Raw genomic sequence first — 19,327 nt, 5'->3', positions numbered from 1 at the left:
TTTAAAATATTAATTAATTATTGGTCGTATTTGTTTTTTGCGATTCGGCTTCTTTTGCTTTTTTAGCCGCTTCTCTTTCTTCTAAAATTTTCTTTCTTCTTTCTTCCAATTCCTTTTTACGCTGTTCGTAAAGCAATTGTCTTTCCTCTGCTTTTGTCATTGCTGGCTGTTGAGCGGCAGGTGTTTCTCCAGTTGCTGTTGGCGTTGCAGTTTTAGCAGTTGAGTTTGTTTTGGCAGCATCTGCCGCTGAGGCAGGGACTGCTACTGGAGCTGTTCCAGAAACCGTGCCATTTTTTTTAGCTTCTCTTTCTTCTTGCAGCGCTTTTCTTCTGTCGTCGTATTCTTTTCTCTTAGCTTCCTGCTCTAATTTTCTATCCTGAATTAGTTTTTCTCTGGCAGCTCTTTTCTCGTCAAGTGCTTTTTGGCGATCGGCCATTGCTGGATTTTCGTCAATAGCATTTTCCATATTTTCTTTAGCCTCTTGCTCCTTCAATTGCTTTTTGGTCAGCTGCTCACGTTTTTCAGTACGGTTTAAGATTCTTAAAACCTGATCGCTGATGTCAAATCTTTTATTGCTGAAAAGCATAGTTAGATCGGATGATTTATCAAAAACAAAATCATAATTTTTTGCTTCGGCTATATCTTGTACGGCAGTAAAAACCTGATCTTGTATTGGCTTTGCCAAAGCCGCTTTTTGTCTCATTAGATTTCCATCAGAACCAAATTGCTTCTGCTGATAATCCATCATTTCCTGCTCAAGAAACTTAATTTCTGTTTCTCTTTCTTCTATCAATTCCTTTGTTAGTAAAGCTTTTTCTGTTTTTAAGCTTTCTTTTAAATTATTTATGTTTAATTTTTTGGCTTCAACTTCTTGTTTCCACTTTTGAGCTTTTTGCTCTAATTGTGATTTAGCTTCTTTATAATCGGAAACATTTTCTAAAATATATTCCATGTCGATGTAGCCAATTCGAGTAGTCTTTCCTTGTGCCTGACTTGTATTTGCTACAATCAAGGCTAAAAATATAAATAAAAATTGTTTTCTCATAACATAACTTTATTTGATGATTTTTAACCAAACGTTATTTCACTAAAATTGTTGTCCAATGATAAAGTGTGTTTCCCAACCATTAGCTTTTGTTTGTCCTGGAAGAGCATCAAATCCGTAACCAAAGTCAATACCCAATAAACCAAATGCAGGCATGAATACACGTAAACCAGCACCAGCAGAACGGCTTAAGTCAAATGGGTTATAATCTTTGAACGTTGGATATGATGAACCTGCTTCTAAGAACGTTAAGGCATAAATCGAAGCAGATGCTTTTAATGTAATTGGGTAACGCAATTCCATCGAGAACTTGTTGTAAATCGTTGCTCCAATTGCATCTCCATTTGCATTTACAGGAGTCAAAGAGTTGTTTGGATAACCTCTCAACTGAATCGTCTCTCTACCGTCCATTGAGTAGTTTGCCATACCATCACCTCCTAAATAAAAACGCTCAAACGGAATTACACCTCTTTCTTGATTATACGCTCCTAAGAAACCAAACTCTGTTAAGGTTCTTAATACTAGTTTTCCATAAACTTTAGTATACCAGTCTCCTCTAAATTTAACTTTATAATATTCTAACCAGTTATATTTCTTTTGATCGACTTTTGCTACATCTGTATCAGCGCTTGCATAATCAGATCCAACGCTTACATATCCAGTTGTTCCATTTATGGTTTCTGTTTTAACGTAGTCACCATTATTAAGCGGTTTTCCGTCTATACCACTTCCAGATGTTCCTGTATATTGTGTTTTATATTCTTTTTGGTTTTGTAAATCACCATAATCAACTCCATTAAATAATGAATATGGAGGCGTAACTTTTGCTGTAATACTGAATTCAGAACCATATGTCGGGAATATTGGGTTTACCCCTTTATTGCTTCTTGAAAGTCCTATAGTATACGCTAAGTTTCTTGATGCACCATTACCAAAAGTAAACAAACCAGTATTATAATTGTTCAAGTCATAGTGCTGATAACTTACAGATTGTGATAATACGAAGTAGTCATCTGGCACTGTTAATCTTTTTGCTAAACCAACTTGTACTGTAAAAATATTAAAACTTTTGCTTTTATCAACAGTTCTAGTGATGTAATTGTTAAGAAATTGCTTACTGTATGAAATAGATGAACTAAACTGTACCGGTTTTTTTCCTCCAAACCAAGGTTCTGAGAAAGATAAACTATAGGTTTGGAAATAAGTACTTCCTTGTAAACGAAGCGCTACTTTTTGTCCATCTCCCATTGGTAAAGGCTTGTAAGCTTCTTTGTCAAATAATTTTCGAGCAGAGAAGTTGTTGAACGAAAGCCCTAAGGTTCCTATGAAACCTCCGCCGCCATAACCTCCTTGAAGCTCGACTTGGCTAGATCCTTTTTCTACTACGTTGTATTCAATATCAACAGTTCCAGCTCCAGCATCAACGTTTTTGAATTTAGGATCGATTGCCTCAGGATCAAAGAAACCTAATTGACCAATCTCACGAATCGTTCTCACTAATTGTTCTTTACTGTATTTTTCGCCTGGTTTTGTTCTTAACTCACGGTAAATAACGTGGTCATTTGTTTTGTCGTTTCCAACAACTGTAATTTTGTTGAAATAAGCAATAGGACCTTCTGTTACTCTAATCTCAAAATCGATAGTATCATTAACTGTTTTTACCTCTACAGCATTAATATTTGAGAACAAATAACCATTGTTTTGATATAAATTGGTAATGTCTTCTGCGTCTGGTTTTGTTTTATCAGCGATTCTTTTTTCTAATAAAACCCCATTATAAGTTTCACCTTTTTTGATTCCTAAATAACGGCTTAATAGCTGATCTGAATAAACTGTATTTCCTAAGAATTTAATATTTCCAAAGTAATATTTGTTACCTTCTTCTACATTAATCTTAATTGCAAGCGTATTTTTTTTCTTATTATATTGTACTGAATCGTAAATAATACGAGCGTCACGATACCCTTTTTCTTTGTAGGCCGCGATTACTTTTTCTAAGTCAGTTTTATATTTCTCAGGAATAAATTTAGAGGCTTTAAATACGCGAATGAAATTTTTCTGTTTCGTGTCTTTCATTGCAGCTCGCAATTGGTTGTCTGTAAGCTGTTTATTTCCTGTAAAATCAATGCTGCTGATTTTTACTTTGTCTCCTTTATCTATCCTGACAAGCATGTTTACCTGATGCCCGTTGATAGTATCTGGAGTATTGGTGATAGTAACTTTTGTGTTATAAAACCCTTCTTTTTTGTATTTGTTTTCGATGTAATTTTTGGTCGTTGTAATTAAGTTTTCGTTGACAATTTTGTTTTTTGTCAGGTTGTTATCTTTAATTAAGCCTTCGACTTTACTTTTCTTAACACCAACAATTTTAACCTCGTTTAATTTAGGAAGCTCAACAATATCTAAATCTAAATAAATACTATCATTTTCTACTTTATTAACATAGAAAGCGATTTCGTCAAAAAGACCCAGTTTACCTAATTTTTTAATTGCGCTACTGATTTCTTCTCCAGGAACAGTGATTTCCTGACCTTTTTGAAGCCCTGAAAAAGTGACAACAGTCTGTTCATTGAAGCTTATTTTACCAACAACAGAAACTTTAGCTAGAATATATTTTTTCCCTTGATCAAAAGGAACTCTTTCTTGTGCTTTAATTTGTGAAAAACTACCCAAAAGTAAAAGGGTAAAGACTATTTGTATTTTTTTTTGCAACACTAAAAAATTATTTAATTTGTTCACTGGTTTTTCCAAATCTACGTTCTCTTTTTTGATAACTAATAATAGCCTCATATAAATCTTGGTCTTTAAAGTCTGGCCACAAGACATTAGTAAAATACAATTCTGCGTAGGCAATCTGCCATAACAAAAAATTACTTATTCTATGTTCTCCACTTGTTCGTATTAATAAATCTACGTCAGGTAAATTTTGCGTGTAAAGATGCTCATTTATAATTGAATCGTCAATAGTGTCTATTGAAATTATATTATTTTTAACTTTATCACTAATTGCTTTTACAGCATTTACCAGTTCCTCTCTGGAGCCATAACTTAAAGCGAGAGTAAGGGTTAAACGAGTATTATTTTTAGTTTTTTCCATAACATCCAAAAGTTCTTTTTGGGCTGTTTTTGGTAATTTATCAAGATTTCCAATTGCATTAAGTCTGATATTGTTTTCCTGAAGGGTAACAAGCTCTTTTTTTAATGAATTGATCAATATTTTCATTAATGCCTGTACCTCCAATTTAGGACGATTCCAATTTTCTGTTGAAAAAGCATACAGGGTTAAATATTCAATTCCAAGTCTGGCTGAGGTTTTGATGATTTCTTTTACAGATTTTGTCCCATTTTCATGGCCAAACGCGCGTAAATAGCCTTGTTGTTTTGCCCAGCGTCCATTGCCGTCCATGATAATGGCAAGGTGTTTAGGTAAGTTTGTGTGATCTATTGATTCTATTAAATTCATTTTATTCTGGGCAATAGCAAGGTTTCTGTCCAAAGGTATACGTTAAAGTAACACCTGAAAAAACATACCAGTCATTATTATTTAAATTTCCAAATTTCATAATATTTGGATTACTTGTATTAGGATTGCTTCCGTCTATATTATCAGTAAAAGTGTAACGCGCCCCGACTTCAGCGGCCAAAATAAAACGTGGCGATATATTTGATTTTATACCTAATATAATAGGTATGGCTATAGAGCTTTGATTTTTTAGTTCGTATACTGTGTTTGGGCTTGTAGTGTATCGGTATAAGTTGCTAAAGAAAAAGTAATTTAATCCTGTAAAAACATAAGGCGTTATTTTTGTATGATAATCGTGGAGATTAAAATCGAAAAAATTGAATTCTAATCCTGCAGATAGCTCTTTAATGTCATTGTCGAAACGATAGCCCCTTTGATTTCTTCCTGTTTCATCAGATTTGAAGTCATTTCCAGTAATATTTGATTGTGTGTAAGAAAATCTCCAAGAGTGCCTCGGACTTCTATTCCATTTGTAAAGAATACCAAAAGCTGGTTTTTCAGGTGAGATGTAGGTTGTTTTTCCAACATCACCTATAAAGTTACTTCCGCCAAAAAAAACACCAATCTCGTTTATTTGAGCATTTAGTGTAATAAGAGGGAAAAAACATAACAATAAATTAAAAATTTTCTTCATTTAATTCAAAATTGCGTGCAAATATAATAATTATCAATACGAATCAAAGTTCCTTTAGTTAAATGTGCTTTTTTTTCATTTTATGATATGATTTTGAGCCATTTAATGATGATTCACTACATGCAGAACGAGAAAATGTGGTATTATCGTATAGTGAAGAATCAGAAAAGAGTTTAATTTCTTTTATCTTCTCCCCAGAGCAATTTATTTCTTAAGGTTTTCAAGAAAGTTTCGCCTGGTATTTCAACCATTTTAATTTTGTAATCTGTTTTTTTTATTTTTAAAATAGACTCGTTTTTTACAGAAGAAATCCTCGAGTCTAAAGAAACCAAATATTGGTCTTCTCTTCCTGTAACACGCAATGTAATTTCGGTATCGTCAGGAATAACAAGCGGTCTAGCGGTTAAATTATGTGGGGCAATTGGTGTAATAACTAAACTCTTTACATCTGGTGTTAAAATTGGCCCGCCACAGCTTAGAGAATAACCAGTTGATCCGGTTGGCGTTGAAATGATTAGTCCGTCGGCCCAGTAAGAATTTAAATATTCGTTGTTCAAGTAAGTTTCAACTGTAATCATCGAAGTCGTGTCTTTTCTACTCACTGTAACTTCGTTCATAGCGAAATTTAGTTCCTTAAAAGCTTCGTTATACGGTTCACATGTTATTCCTAATAAGGTTCTTTCAGAAGTTGTATAGTTTTGGCTAATAACATATTGAAGCAAAATATCGATGTTTTCTTTTTGAACTTTAGCCAAAAAGCCTAATCTTCCAGCGTTGATTCCTAATAAAGGAACGCCAGAATTACGAACGAAAGCAGCGGCTCTTAAAATTGTTCCATCACCACCAATACTGATTAACATTTCGAAACTATTGTCTAAAGCAGTACTTGGGGAAAAAGTTTTGTATTCTTTTTTTACAAGCTGTTTTTCATAAAGCATATTCAGAAAATTTTCTTCAATTACCATCTCGATATTGTTGGTATTAAAGAAATTGAAAATGTCTTTTATGATAGGTTCGGTACTGTTCTGATAATATTGTCCGTAAATGGCTATTTTCATTCGTTGTTAAATTAGAGAATTGGTCAATGTTTCAATTAGAGAATTAGAAAATGCTAAAATCATCTAATTATCTAATTTTCCCATTGGCACATTCATAACTTATATATTAAGATACTTGTCTAAGTAATCTGATCGTTCTTTTAAACTGTTAATATAGGTGTCTTCCTGATGTTCTGAAATGATTTCGTAACCATACCTTCTGTAGGTTTGGATGATTTCATTAATTGCCCCTAAACCAATTTTTACAGTAATCTGAACATTCTCTGTATCAGCCTCCGAAACAAAACATCCTAAAATTTTACCATTGTTGCTTTCTACAATTTGAGTCACCTCACTCATAGAATAATCCAAAAGGCCTTTTTGAACAATAATAATCGCGCCTGGCTCTTTTAAAAATGGAGTTTCCTGAAAAAATTTCATGATGTCTTCCATTTCGTAATATCCAATGTAATTATTATTCTCGTCAAGAATTGGAAGAAGGTTGGTGTGGTTTTTGGCAAAAACTTCTAGAACGTCTAGCCAAATCATCGATTTTCTGGCAAAAAAACGTTCTAAAGTATATTTGTAATCAATTGCTTTTTTTTCAATGTCAAATGTTTCAACATCGTCAGAAGAGATGCTTCCAATAAAAACACCATCTTCTAAAATCGGAAAATGAGAAAAATTTACATCGACAAAAAAGTCCTGAATCGACGCTATTGTTTCCTGACTGTCAATTGCCCTGAAATCGTTTGTGATATAGTTTGTAATTTCTGTCATAAATCAATTGAGGATATTTGATGCAAAATAATCAAAAAATACCGAAAACCGCTCTGTTTTACTTTGTATTTTTGTCGTAACAAATATAATGTTACTAGAATTAATATCTATTTATATGACAAAATTAAGTGTAAATATCAATAAAATAGCAACGCTTCGAAATGCTCGCGGCGGAAATGTTCCCGATTTATTAAAAGTAGCGACAGATATTCAGCGTTTTGGAGGGCAGGGAATTACAATTCATCCCCGTCCGGACGAGCGTCATATTCGTTATCAGGATGCACGCGATTTAAAAGCTATTGTTACAACGGAATATAATATTGAAGGAAATCCGCAGCATAATTTTATTGATTTGGTTTTAGAATGCAAACCAGATCAAGTGACATTAGTTCCAGATGCAATTGGAGCGATAACTTCATCTGCAGGATGGGATACCATTAAAAATCAAGATTATTTAACTGAAGTTATTCAGGAATTTCAAAGAAACGGAATTAGAACGTCTATTTTTGTTGATCCGATTTTAGAAATGATTGAAGGTGCAAAGAAAACAGGAACAGATAGAATTGAATTGTATACAGAATCTTTTGCGCATCAATATAGTTTAGGAAACGAAAAAGGAATTGAACCGTACACTAAAGCGGCAGAATTGGCAAATGAATTGGGCTTAGGAATCAATGCTGGACACGATTTAAGTTTAGATAATATCAAGTTTTTCAAACAAAATATTCCAGGTTTATTGGAAGTTTCTATTGGACATGCTTTAATTTCTGAGGCACTTTATCTAGGTTTGGATAACACCGTAAATATGTATTTGAATAAATTGAAATAATATTCAAGATAAAAACAATTATAACCTAATGTAATTGGGTTATAATTGTTTATTTTCGCACTTTTCTTATTAAAATTTGGTGTTGAAAATAATTACTTTCTTCTGTTTGCTCTGTTTTTCTAGTGTATTTGCCCAATCAAAAGCAGTTATTTATGGCAATATAAAATCTTCTGAAAATGAAAATTTAATTGGAGTAAAGATTTCCTTTATTTCAAAAGATTCTCAAAATTTTTCTTCAACTGATGGTTTCGGAAACTTCTCTGCAAATATATCGTTAGGGCAGATCAAAATAAAAATTGATCAATCAGGTTATCTTTCAAAAGACCTTGAAATTGATCTTAAAAAAGATACTTTACTTTCGATTGTTTTAGAAAAAGATATTACAATTTTAAAAGAAGTAGTAGTAGCGAATGATAAAAAGAATGTTATTAAAAATCTGTCAGGAGGGAAGCTTTCCTTTAATGTAAAAGAGTTATCTGCTGTACCAAGTATTTTAGGAACAACTGATATTTTGAAAGTTTTGCAATTAACACCTGGTGTCCAGAATTCGGGTGATGCAAACGGTTATTTTTATGTAAGAGGTGGTGATCCGGGACATAATGCTATACTATACAATAATACTCCCATCTATGGAATGTCTCATTTATTGGGGATTTTTCCTTTTTATAATGCAGATCATATTAAAGATGTCGAATTTGATAAGTCTAGCTCGAATGCAAAATATGGAGGAAGATTAAGCTCAACAACGTTATTGAATTCCAATAAAAAATTGCCATCTGAATTTGGTATTCAGGGAAACATTGGAGTTTTAGCTTCACAATTAACTATTGCGGCGCCTCTTTCTAATAAAACAGGATTTTATATTTCGGGAAGAAAAACATATATAGATGAAATGGTTGGACCAATTATGAAATCTGGGTCAAAGAACAATGATGTTAAGGATATGAAATACGGTTTTTCGGATGGAAATTTCACATTTTTGTCTCAGATTTCTAAGAATAGTTTATTTATTGTTGATGCTTTTGCCAGCGGAGATGAATTGAAAGTTAAAGATGAAAATCTTGCGCTCTGGACTAGTTTAAAATGGAGTAATTTTACCGTGTCTCCATCACTTATTACAACGATTTCTCCTAAAGTAAGTATGTCAAATACAGTTTACTTTAGTCAATATTCTAATGATTTAAGTATGCAGCAGGCGACAATTCAGTTTAACGTTTCCTCATTCGTAAAAGATTTTGGATTTACGAATTCAGTTCGATACTTCTTTAAAAATACACCCTTTGAATCAGGAATCCAGTATGCTTACCACAATTTACAGCCACAAAAGGTAAATGTGGAAAATTTTACCACTGTAAACAATAATTCGCAGGATATTATAAATGCCAATGAAGCGGTAATTTTTACTACCGCAAAACCTAGAATATTAGAAAACCTTACGGCAGATTTTGGACTTCGTATTAATTATTATGCATCAGGAGCAGATTCATATTTACATTTTCAACCCCGTGTAGTGTTGGATTATATGCCAAATAAAAGATACTCATTTTATGCATCTTATAATAAGCAATATCAATATTTAAGTCTAATAACAACATCGAGTGTTGGGATTCCTACTGACTTTTGGATTGCAAGTTCTGAAGGAATAAAACCACAATCTTCAAATGAATTTGCTATTGGTTCTAATCAAAATATAACAAGAAACTGGACTTCTTCTTTAGGAGGTTTTTATCGTTCGATGAAAAACTTATTGGAATATCCATATGGAATTACCCAATTTAATGAAATCACGACGTTCAAAAATGATATGTATGTAGGGAAAGGAAAAGCGTACGGACTTGAAATGATGCTCAAAAAGGGCAATGGGAAATTTAGTGGTTGGCTGAGTTATACCTTAAGCTGGTCAGATCGAAATTTTGATGAATTGAATAATGGCAAAACGTATTTTGCCAAATATGACAGACGTCATAATCTTTCTCTTGTCGGAATGTACGATTTGAATTCTAAATGGAACTTTGGCATTACACAATTATTTAGTTCTGGAAATAGATTTACAATGCCGACTTCGTGGTATTTTATCAATAATAACCCGGTTAAAGAATATTCAGGCTATAATAATGCGCAAATGCCAAATTATATTCGAACAGATATTGCTGCCAATTATTATTTTATAAAAACGCCAAAGAAAGAAAGTGCTTTAAATTTTTCAATTTATAACACTTTTAATATTGCCAATCCAATTTATGTCGTTTTGGATGTGGAAGTAAACGAAAACAAAGATAAAGTAGTAGTAACCCAGAAAGAAAAAGTGCTGTATAGAATACTGCCTTCTATTAGCTGGAGATTTAAATTTTAAGCATATGAAAAAGTATCTGTTCTTTCTTTTAGCTTTAATTTTCGTAAGCTGTTCTAATGATGATGTTAAAACGGAGAAAAGTCTAGAATCTAAAATAGTAGTGGAAGGCTGGATTGAAGAAGGCGATTTTGCCAATGTTTTGTTGTCTACCAGTATACCTGTGACAGATGTTATTGATTCGACAAATGTTTTAAATCATGTCATAAGATCTGCAAAAATTACAATTTCAGATGGTGTAACGTCTGAAGTTTTGAGGGTAAAAAATGATAAAAATAGGGTGCCACCGTTTGTTTATTTTGGTTCATCATTAAAAGGAGAAGCGGGAAAAGAATATTCATTAAAAATTGAATATTTAAATAGGACAATAGAAGCTGTCACAATTATTCCTAAGAGTGTTGCTTTAAAAAGTGCAGATTATATAAAGAGAAATCCTGCTGATACGACGGGATATGTCTTTGTGAAATTCGATGATCCTAGTGATCAGAAAAATTATTATCAGATTGCAACTAAAATTGAAGGAGAGGAACCTATTTTTGTTCCCTCATTTTATGGAAACTTAGATGATAAAAATTTCGAAAATCCAGCTGTTTCAGTGCAAATAAATCGAGGAGTTATATTGTTTCCTAAAACTAAATTTACACCTTATTTTGCTGATGGAGATTTAATTCACGTAAAACTAAGAACTCAAACAAAAGAATCCTTAGATTTTTGGAACAGCTGGCAAAATGAAATTGTCAATAGTCAGAATCCAATCTATCCAGCCAATATTAGTTTAAAATCAAATATCAAGGGAGGAATAGGAATTTGGTCAGGATATGGGCAGAGTACTTTAATTGTTAAGACTCCTCCTAAGAAAGAAAAGCCGATTTGAAAACTCAAATCGGCTTTTCTCAATTGTATTTAAAAAATTATTGCTTGTTAAAAGCGGCAATAAAGTCATCAAATTTGGTTTGTAATTTTTCAAATCCGCTAGAGAAGTAAGCGCTCATTTCAACTTCAGTGTTGTCATTGAATTTTAAGTAATAAGCTTCGTAAAGATATGGACGTGTAAAAGACTCTCCAGTACTATTCCAGTTATCCCAATACTTAAACTCTGCATCCCAAATTGGCAAGTTAAAAGTGTATTCGCCATCTTTTTCTGAATGTTGGACAATATCAGCAATTTTAGTTCCGTCTTTTTTAGAAACTAAAATCAGTTTCATGTTTTTGTTGAAATTAGCAGCATTTCCTTCAGAGATTTTTTTCTCATATGCGTTCAAGGCAGTGTAATAAGCTTTGTAGTCACTTTTAGGATCTTTATAGTCTAAATAAGCTGGACGGGTATTGTTTTTGTACAACGCTTCTTTATCGGCAGCTTCGGTAGCTAAATCCATATCAGCAACAATTACAAAATTGTCCATTAATTGGAATAAACCATTAGCTTTCCCTCTGTATTGAACAAGTTCGTCGTTATCAATTAATTTGTCAATTTCAGCAGAACTTCCAGCATTAAATGAAATTAAATTCTTTCCATTGTAAGTAAGTGTAGCTTTTGAAGTGTTTGCACTTGCTTTTGTACCGCTCATTTCCCAAACATAACCATCGTTTAAGCTCATTTTGTATGAGAATTCAGTAGGAACTTCTTTTCCGTTAGCATACTTAGCCGTTTGAGTAAATACAGCAGCTTCTTTATTGTCAATTGTTAAAGTAGCATCTGCAGTATTAGGAAGGAAGAAATAATCATTTACTTCTACAGTTCCGTTTCCTCCATAAATATAGCTGTCATTGTATTTTACTTTAATGTCAGAAGAAGTGCTTTTTGAAGAAAAAATTGCGTTATTTGCTGTTTGAGATTCTTTTGCAGGGAAAACAAATTTTAATTCAGTTGTTGAAGCAGTTTTAACCCATTTTTTCCCAGCATTGTCCCAAGTATATACGCCGTAAACACCAGATACATTTAAAATATCTTCAACTTCATTGTCATTTTTTCCATCAAAAATATCGATGCTGCTTACACCAAGTAGACGGCTTAAATTTTCTATTGCTTCAATAGCGCTAGAAGATTTAGATTTGTCTAATTGGACCAACATGTCATTAGCTTCAATCTCTAGTTTTGCTTTTTGCTCAGTTGGAGTTAGTTTCGAGTAAGGCTGTTTTACTAAGTTAGCAATTTGCTCTTCAAGAGTTAGTTCTTTAGTTGGATCTGTTGTCGGGCTGTCGTCATTTGAACATGAAACCATAAGTTGAGAAGCAACTAATGATAACAAAATGAATTTTTTAATCATGATTAGGTGTTTAAATTAGTTATTAAATCAAAATTTTTAAGCCTTGATTTTGGCGCGAAGATAGATACTTTAAAACGAATTTCCTTACGTAAAACCGTAAAATGCAAAATATTTTTGTGTTAAATATCTTACAATATGTTGTGGTGGTGTTTTTGAATCTTTTTTGCTCAACTTTTCTACCTTTGTAAAAGATATTAATACAAATACAAATGTTATACTCAAAAATAGAAGGCGAAGGAAAACCATTTATCATCATGCATGGCTTTCTGGGAATGTCTGATAACTGGAAAACTCTTGCGGGACAATATGTAGAAGCCGGATTTCAAGTTCATATTTTAGATTTAAGAAACCACGGCCGCAGTTTTCATTCGGAGGAATGGAGTTACGAGGCGATGGTTCAGGATGTTTATGAATACTGTCAGGCAAATAATCTAACACGAATCGATATCCTAGGCCATTCAATGGGAGGAAAAGTAGCGATGCTTTTTGCAACGACTCATCCTGAAATTGTAGACAAATTGATTGTGGCAGATATTGGTCCGAGATTCTACAAACAGCATCACCAAGATATTTTGGCAGGATTAAATGCTGTTGATTTTTCGGTAAAACCAAGCCGAAATGATGTGGAGGCAATTTTATCACAATATGTAACAGATTTCGGAACACGCCAGTTTTTGCTAAAGAATTTATATTGGAAAGAACCTGGGCAATTGGCTTTCCGATTTAATTTAGAGGCTTTCAATAATAATTTAGATGCTATTGGGAAGCCTTTGGCAGATTATTTGGTTTTTAATAATCCGACATTATTTATTAGAGGAGGAAATTCGGGCTATATTCAAGATCAGGATATTGACGGAATCCGAAAGCATTTTCCGAATTTAAAATTAGAAACGATTCCAAATGCTGGGCATTGGCTTCATGCTGAAAATCCGCAGCTGTTTTTCGAATTGACCACTACGTTTTTAAAAGAGTAGTCCTTTTTGATGAAATTTTATTACTTTTAAATAAATTTTAAACCTCAAGAACCATGAAATTATTACTTAGACTCCTTGTTACTGCTGCTTTAGTTTTGTTGTTGTCTAATATTTTGACTGGAGTGCATGTGGCTAGTTTTGGTACAGCTCTAATTGTTGCAGTAGTTTTAGGATTACTGAATGTTTTTATAAAACCAATTTTAGTGATTTTAACTTTGCCAGTTACATTGGTCACATTAGGCTTGTTTTTACTGGTGATCAACGCGGTAATTATTTTGCTGTGCACTAATATTGTAGGCGGTTTTGCAGTAAATTCATTTTGGACAGCATTAATATTCAGTATTATTTTGTCTATACTCCAATCCCTTACTTATAAAATATTGGGAGACGATAAATAAAAACAAATCGAGCAGATTAAAACTGCTTCAAATACAATAGATTAAAAACTTGGTTGGGTTGCAAAAATTTTATAATTTTGCAACCCAATTTTATTACGTAAATTAAAGAAGAAGATGGATATTAAAAGAGTAGCAATAGACGCTGTAAACGAGACGATTGTTATGAACGTTGTTCATATGGATTATAAAGGTCAAGTAGCAAAAAGAATCAACGAAAAAATGCCTTTAGCGCAAGTAAAAGGATTTAGAAAAGGACAAGTTCCTAAAGATCTTGTTGAAAAACAATACGGAAAAGCTATTAAGCAAGAAGAGATCAAAAAAGTAGTTGATTTGGCTTTAGAGCGTTATATTCAATCTGAAAGATTAAATCTTTTAGGAACTCCGCTTCCAAAAGTAAACGAAGATTTTAACTGGGATGCAGAAGAATTAACTTTCGAGTACGAAATTGGTTTAGTGCCAAACTTCGAAATTGATTTGGAAGCTAAAAATAATATCGTAAAATACGTTGTTACTGCTGACGATAAATTAATCGACGGACAAGTTGAGCGTATCCAAAAACAATTTGGAAAAGCAGTTCCACAAGAAGTATCTGATGCAAAATCTGACTTAACTGGAGCTTTCTCAAGCGAAGCAAACGGAATCAACAATACTACTACAATTTCTGTTGATACATTCAGCAAAAAAGCTCAAAAACAATTCATAGGTAAAAAAGTTGGAGATGTTGTTACAGTAAGCACAAAAGGTTTATTTGATGACGATCACCAATTAATGGACTACTTAAAAGTAGGTCACGAAGGAGTTCACGGTTTAGATGTTGAGGTAAACTTCGCAATCGAAGCTATCAACGGTTCTGAGCCAGCTGAATTGAACCAAGAATTATTTGACAAACTTTTTGGAGAAGGAAAAGTAGCTTCTTTAGAAGATTTAAAAGCTAAAATTAAAGAAGATGCTGAAGCACAATTCGCGCAGCAAGCAGAACAAAAATTATTATTAGATGTTCAGGATTTCTTAATCGAAAACACAAAATTCGATTTACCAGCTGAATTCTTGAAAAAATGGTTGCAAACTGTTGGAGAGAAGAAATTAACTCCAGAAGAAGCTGAGGTAGAATACGCAAGATCTGAAAAAGGTTTACGTTTCCAATTAATTGAAGGAAAAGCTTTAGCTCAAAGCAATATCCAAATTACATTTGAAGATTTGAAAGAGTTTACATCAAACGCAATCAGACAGCAAATGGCTCAATTTGGTCAAACAAACCCAACTGACGAAGAAGTTCAAGGAATCGTAGCTAGAGTTTTATCTAACCAAGACGAAGTGAAAAGACTTTCTGAGCAAGTTGTAGCATCTAAGATGTTGGAAATCTTCAAAGAAAAAGCTAACCCAACTACTAAAGAGGTTACTTACGAAGAATTTATCGCAGCTTCTTATGGTGAATAAATCTAAGTCTGAAAAGTCAAAAGTTTTAAAGTCGAAAGTTAGGAAGTATACTTTTTAAAAATTAAGATTTTATTACAGAAACTGAAAGATAAAAATAATTATATTTGAACGTCAATGGAATTTTTATTCTGTTGACGTTCTTTTTTTGTTTCAGATTTCAAGTTGGTAAATGTTCCTTAGCAAAAAAAAAACTTAGAACCTTAGCGCCTTAGAATCTTAGCATCTTAAAAAAAGAAGACAAATTGGCATCCTTCATAAAAAGGTATGAACTTTGTTTAATTCGTTTTAGTCATTTTCTGACTTTAGACTTTTCAACTTTAAACTAAAAATATGAACTACGGTAAAGAATTCAAAAAATTTGCTACAAAGCACCAAGGGGTAAACGCAATGTATTACGATAAAATCGTAGCGGCAATGACTCCAACCAACATGACTCCATATATTATAGAAGAGCGTCAGCTGAATATTTCTCAATTAGACGTTTTCTCAAGATTAATGATGGATAGAATTATCTTTTTAGGAACTGGTATTGACGATCAGATTGCTAATATCGTTCAGGCTCAGTTGTTATTTTTAGAAAGCGCTGACGCTTCAAAAGATATTCAAATTTATTTAAACTCTCCAGGAGGAAGTGTTTACGCAGGTTTAGGAATTTACGATACTATGCAATACATCAAGCCTGATGTCGCGACAATTTGTACAGGAATGGCAGCTTCTATGGGGGCAGTTTTATTATGTGCTGGAGCTGCAGGAAAACGTTCTGCATTGCCTCACTCAAGAGTTATGATTCACCAGCCGTCTGGAGGAGCGCAAGGTGTTGCAACAGATATGGAAATCAATTTACGTGAGATGTTAAAATTAAAAGATGAGCTTTACAATATTATTTCTCATCATTCTGGTCAGACTTTCGAAAGAGTTCACAAAGACAGTGAACGTGATTACTGGATGAAAGCAGACGAAGCAAAAGAATACGGAATGATCGACGAAGTATTAAGAAGAGGATAATTTTTTAAGCTTTAAATTGTTTAAGGATTCAAGTTCAAATTTGGTGTATAACACAAACCAACATGAAGCTTGGAACCTGAAACTTGAAATAAAAAAATAAATATTAAGCTGCAAAGAATTAAGTTTTTAAGTTTTAATTAAATCAAAAAGCTTAGAAACTTAGTATCTTTGCAGCTTAGTAACTTAAATAGAATGGCAAAAGTAGTATTAGAATGTTCGTTTTGTGGAAGAAAGAAGCCAGAAACTAATTTATTAATAGCTGGTATCAATGCACATATTTGTGATAAGTGTATTGAGCAGGCACACGGAATTGTTTTAGAAGAATTAAAATCTAGCGGAAGCGCGAAACTAGTTGGGGACTTGATTTTGAAGAAACCAAAAGAAATTAGAGCTTTCCTAGATCAATATGTTATTGGTCAAGATCAGACTAAAAAAGTAATGTCGGTTGCGGTTTACAATCACTACAAACGTTTAATGCAACAGCAATTGGACGATGAGGTTGAGATTGAAAAAAGCAACATCATTATGGTTGGTCAGACAGGAACGGGAAAAACATTAGTGGCAAAAACTATTGCTAAAATGTTAGACGTTCCTTTAGCAATTGTTGATGCTACAGTATTGACAGAAGCGGGTTATGTTGGGGAAGACGTTGAAAGTATTTTGACTCGTTTGCTTCAAGCCGCAGATTATGACGTAGCAAAAGCAGAAAGAGGAATCGTATTTATTGATGAGATCGATAAAATCGCTCGTAAAAGTGATAACCCTTCAATAACGCGTGACGTTTCTGGAGAAGGTGTTCAACAGGCATTATTGAAGTTATTGGAAGGAACAGTCGTAAACGTACCGCCAAAGGGTGGACGTAAACACCCAGACCAAAAATTCGTTGAGGTAAATACTCAAAACATCTTATTTATTGCTGGTGGTGCTTTTGATGGAGTAGAACGTATTATTTCAAAACGTTTAAACCGTCAGGCAGTTGGTTACTCTACTTCTAAAAACACTGACAATATTGATAAAGATAATTTATTGCAATACATCATACCAAAAGATATCAAAGACTTTGGTTTGATTCCTGAGATTATTGGACGTTTGCCAGTTTTAACGCACATGGATCCTTTGGATAAAGCAACGCTTCGTGCGATTTTAACACAACCTAAAAATGCATTGATCAAACAATATCAGAAATTATTCTTAATGGATGATGTTGAATTTACGATTACAGACGAGGCTTTAGATTTTATTGTAGATAAAGCTTTAGAGTATAAACTAGGAGCTCGTGGATTGCGTTCATTATGTGAAGCTATCTTGACAGATGCCATGTACGAACTGCCAACATCAGATGATATAAGTTTGACAATCGACAAAGAATATGCAGAACATACGCTAAGCAAAAACTTATTGAAGCGTATGGAAATTGCTTCTTAAAGTAAAAAATAACTTTGACAAAGTTCAATTATAGAACCTGCTCATTTATTTGAGCAGGTTTTTTTATTATTGCACTCTAAACTTTTCGCGATATTCAATAGGTTTCATGCCGACCATTTTATAAAAAACCTTTCTAAACGCTTTCGGGTCGTTGTAACCTGTTTTTTCAATAATCTCTGAAATCGAAAGTTGGGTTTGTTCTAAATATTTCTTCGAACTTTCGACTCTAATATTCTGTAAATATTCAATTGGCGGAATTCCTGTCACTTGTTTGAAACGGCGTGTCATGTTTCGAGCACTTGTCGGAATATCTTTCGTGATTTCTTCCAGTTTTTCGATGGAATGGTACTGACTTTCAATTTTTTGCTGTAGCATAGCTACTAAAGAATCATTATGTAAATGATTGGGTCTAAAAGTACTGAAATAGCTTTGTTTGTATCTGTTCAAATCGATAGAAAATATTTTGGCGATTTTGACTGCCATTTCGTTGCCACAGAATTTCTGAACCAAAAGAATCAGCAAGTGAAAAGTTGAAGTTGATCCTCCGCTGGTGTATAAACTTCCGTCTGCAGTTAGCGTTTCTTCAGGTTTTAGTTTTACCATCGGAAAAGCTTTTGTAAAAGCGCTGCAAGCATCAACATGTGTTGTGGCCAATTTTTCATTTAGTAAACCAGAAGCAGCAAACAAAAAAGCTCCAGTACAAAAACTCGCTAATTCAGCTCCTGCCTTGTGCTGTTTTTGCAACCACGGAATAAAACTTTTATTCTTCTTGATCATTTCGCTCATATTGTCGGTAGTAAAAGCGGGAATTAAAATTAAGTCTAGAATACTATCCGAAGTTTCAATGGCATTGCTTTTATATCCAAATACATTTCCTTGATCGTTTTGTTCTTTCGATTGAAAAATCATAATATCAAATGGCTTTTCATCTCCAGACGTAAGTTTATTTGTGGTTTCGAATACTTCTAATATTGCAGCAATGCTCAGTAATTTATAGTCGTGAGGTACGATTAATCCTAGTTTCTTGCTCATGATTTTTGGTCTTTTGGAATTTCAGTATCTTACAAAAATAAGCAAATTGTCTCAAATGCCCCTAAAAATGACTTTTATTGGCATTTTTAAGTAATCTTAAAAAATTAAATTTGTTTTAATTAATTCGTAATTTTATAAAGATGAAAACAAAAATCTTCTTAAATCTTGCTGTAAAAGATTTAAATCGCGCAATATCTTTTTTTAACGAACTCGGCTTTCCAACTAATCCGAAATTTACTAATGACAAAGGAGCTTGTATCGTTATAAGCGAAAGCATCTTTGTAATGCTTTTGGTAAAAGAGTTTTATCAAACATTTACAAAGAAGGAAATTTGTGATTCTACAACAACCAGCGAAGCGCTTATGGCACTTTCTGTAGAAACTCGAGAACAGGTAGATGAAATGATTGAGAAGGCAGTTAAGGCTGGAGGAACAGATTACGAGCAATCTCAAGATTATGGCTGGATGTACCAAAGAACTTTTCTAGATGTAGACGGACATCATTGGGAAGTTTTCTTTATGGATGAAAGTCAGATTCCAGAAAACATGTAATTAAGTAAGAACAAAATCAAACGGAAAATAAATTATTAAA

Annotated in this window: 17 protein-coding genes; 9 read left to right on the top strand and 8 right to left on the bottom strand. The window is 33.2% G+C overall.

Going from position 1 to position 19,327, the window contains the following annotated elements:
* Positions 1–13: 13 nt before the first annotated feature.
* The 6 genes from BLP44_RS22515 to BLP44_RS22490 form a co-directional block, all read right to left on the bottom strand.
* Entirely contained in the window at positions 14–1,045 is a 1,032-nt protein-coding gene (locus BLP44_RS22515; RefSeq protein WP_091136571.1) for an OmpH/Skp family outer membrane protein, read from the bottom strand.
* Positions 1,046–1,087: 42 nt separating this feature from the next.
* Positions 1,088–3,835 (bottom strand): BamA/OMP85 family outer membrane protein, encoded by a 2,748-nt coding sequence (locus BLP44_RS22510; RefSeq protein ID WP_035691792.1) that lies wholly within the window; start codon positions 3,833–3,835, stop codon positions 1,088–1,090.
* Positions 3,768–4,508, bottom strand: a complete 741-nt coding sequence (locus BLP44_RS22505) for an isoprenyl transferase (RefSeq protein ID WP_008467320.1) — start codon at positions 4,506–4,508, stop codon at positions 3,768–3,770. Before BLP44_RS22505 ends, BLP44_RS22510 begins: the two co-directional genes overlap by 68 nt.
* Position 4,509: 1 nt before the next feature.
* Complete coding sequence (gene porG / locus BLP44_RS22500) at positions 4,510–5,202, bottom strand: type IX secretion system protein PorG (RefSeq protein WP_008467319.1); 693 nt, start codon at positions 5,200–5,202, stop codon at positions 4,510–4,512.
* A gap of 173 nt (positions 5,203–5,375) precedes the next feature.
* Positions 5,376–6,260 (bottom strand): NAD kinase, encoded by an 885-nt coding sequence (locus BLP44_RS22495; protein WP_008467317.1) that lies wholly within the window; start codon positions 6,258–6,260, stop codon positions 5,376–5,378.
* A gap of 99 nt (positions 6,261–6,359) precedes the next feature.
* Positions 6,360–7,019 carry a CBS domain-containing protein gene (locus tag BLP44_RS22490; RefSeq protein WP_008467315.1) on the bottom strand — a complete coding sequence of 220 codons (660 nt, stop codon included), beginning with the start codon at positions 7,017–7,019 and terminating at the stop codon, positions 6,360–6,362.
* Positions 7,020–7,134: 115 nt separating this feature from the next.
* Here BLP44_RS22490 and BLP44_RS22485 point away from each other — a divergent pair, with 115 nt between their 5' ends.
* From BLP44_RS22485 to BLP44_RS22475, 3 genes are all read left to right on the top strand, one after another.
* Positions 7,135–7,848, top strand: coding sequence for a pyridoxine 5'-phosphate synthase (locus BLP44_RS22485; protein ID WP_091136633.1), 714 nt, complete (start codon positions 7,135–7,137; stop codon positions 7,846–7,848).
* Positions 7,849–7,930: 82 nt separating this feature from the next.
* The gene (locus BLP44_RS22480) at positions 7,931–10,201 is read left to right on the top strand and encodes a TonB-dependent receptor plug domain-containing protein (protein WP_244511838.1); all 2,271 of its coding nucleotides are present in this window, start codon (positions 7,931–7,933) and stop codon (positions 10,199–10,201) included.
* Positions 10,202–10,205: 4 nt separating this feature from the next.
* The gene (locus BLP44_RS22475; protein WP_091136565.1) at positions 10,206–11,072 is read left to right on the top strand and encodes a DUF4249 domain-containing protein; all 867 of its coding nucleotides are present in this window, start codon (positions 10,206–10,208) and stop codon (positions 11,070–11,072) included.
* A 37-nt stretch (positions 11,073–11,109) separates the two neighbouring features.
* Here the strand turns inward: BLP44_RS22475 and BLP44_RS22470 are convergent, their stop codons facing one another.
* The gene (locus tag BLP44_RS22470) at positions 11,110–12,465 is read right to left on the bottom strand and encodes a hypothetical protein (RefSeq protein WP_091136561.1); all 1,356 of its coding nucleotides are present in this window, start codon (positions 12,463–12,465) and stop codon (positions 11,110–11,112) included.
* A 209-nt stretch (positions 12,466–12,674) separates the two neighbouring features.
* On the opposite strand from BLP44_RS22470, the gene BLP44_RS22465 reads away from it, so the two are divergent.
* The 5 genes from BLP44_RS22465 (at position 12,675) to clpX (ending at position 17,704) form a co-directional block, all read left to right on the top strand.
* Complete coding sequence (locus BLP44_RS22465) at positions 12,675–13,439, top strand: alpha/beta fold hydrolase (RefSeq protein ID WP_091136557.1); 765 nt, start codon at positions 12,675–12,677, stop codon at positions 13,437–13,439.
* A gap of 53 nt (positions 13,440–13,492) precedes the next feature.
* A complete protein-coding gene (locus BLP44_RS22460) occupies positions 13,493–13,837 on the top strand; it encodes a phage holin family protein (protein ID WP_008467309.1) in 345 nt (114 codons plus the stop codon).
* Between the two features lie 114 nt (positions 13,838–13,951).
* Complete coding sequence (locus BLP44_RS22455; RefSeq protein ID WP_091136553.1) at positions 13,952–15,274, top strand: trigger factor; 1,323 nt, start codon at positions 13,952–13,954, stop codon at positions 15,272–15,274.
* Between the two features lie 330 nt (positions 15,275–15,604).
* Positions 15,605–16,279, top strand: coding sequence for an ATP-dependent Clp endopeptidase proteolytic subunit ClpP (gene clpP, locus BLP44_RS22450; protein WP_008467307.1), 675 nt, complete (start codon positions 15,605–15,607; stop codon positions 16,277–16,279).
* A 192-nt stretch (positions 16,280–16,471) separates the two neighbouring features.
* The gene (clpX, locus tag BLP44_RS22445; RefSeq protein WP_008467306.1) at positions 16,472–17,704 is read left to right on the top strand and encodes an ATP-dependent Clp protease ATP-binding subunit ClpX; all 1,233 of its coding nucleotides are present in this window, start codon (positions 16,472–16,474) and stop codon (positions 17,702–17,704) included.
* Positions 17,705–17,770: 66 nt separating this feature from the next.
* Here the strand turns inward: clpX and BLP44_RS22440 are convergent, their stop codons facing one another.
* The gene (locus BLP44_RS22440) at positions 17,771–18,736 is read right to left on the bottom strand and encodes a GlxA family transcriptional regulator (protein WP_091136548.1); all 966 of its coding nucleotides are present in this window, start codon (positions 18,734–18,736) and stop codon (positions 17,771–17,773) included.
* A 140-nt stretch (positions 18,737–18,876) separates the two neighbouring features.
* On the opposite strand from BLP44_RS22440, the gene BLP44_RS22435 reads away from it, so the two are divergent.
* Positions 18,877–19,287 (top strand): VOC family protein, encoded by a 411-nt coding sequence (locus tag BLP44_RS22435; protein ID WP_066032759.1) that lies wholly within the window; start codon positions 18,877–18,879, stop codon positions 19,285–19,287.
* The last annotated feature ends 40 nt before the right edge of the window (positions 19,288–19,327 follow it).

It is taken from the genome of Flavobacterium anhuiense (assembly GCF_900101855.1).
GTDB lineage: Bacteria > Bacteroidota > Bacteroidia > Flavobacteriales > Flavobacteriaceae > Flavobacterium > Flavobacterium anhuiense.
Note: the sequence above shows the minus strand (reverse complement) of the source record. Positions and strands in the feature narration are given on the sequence as shown.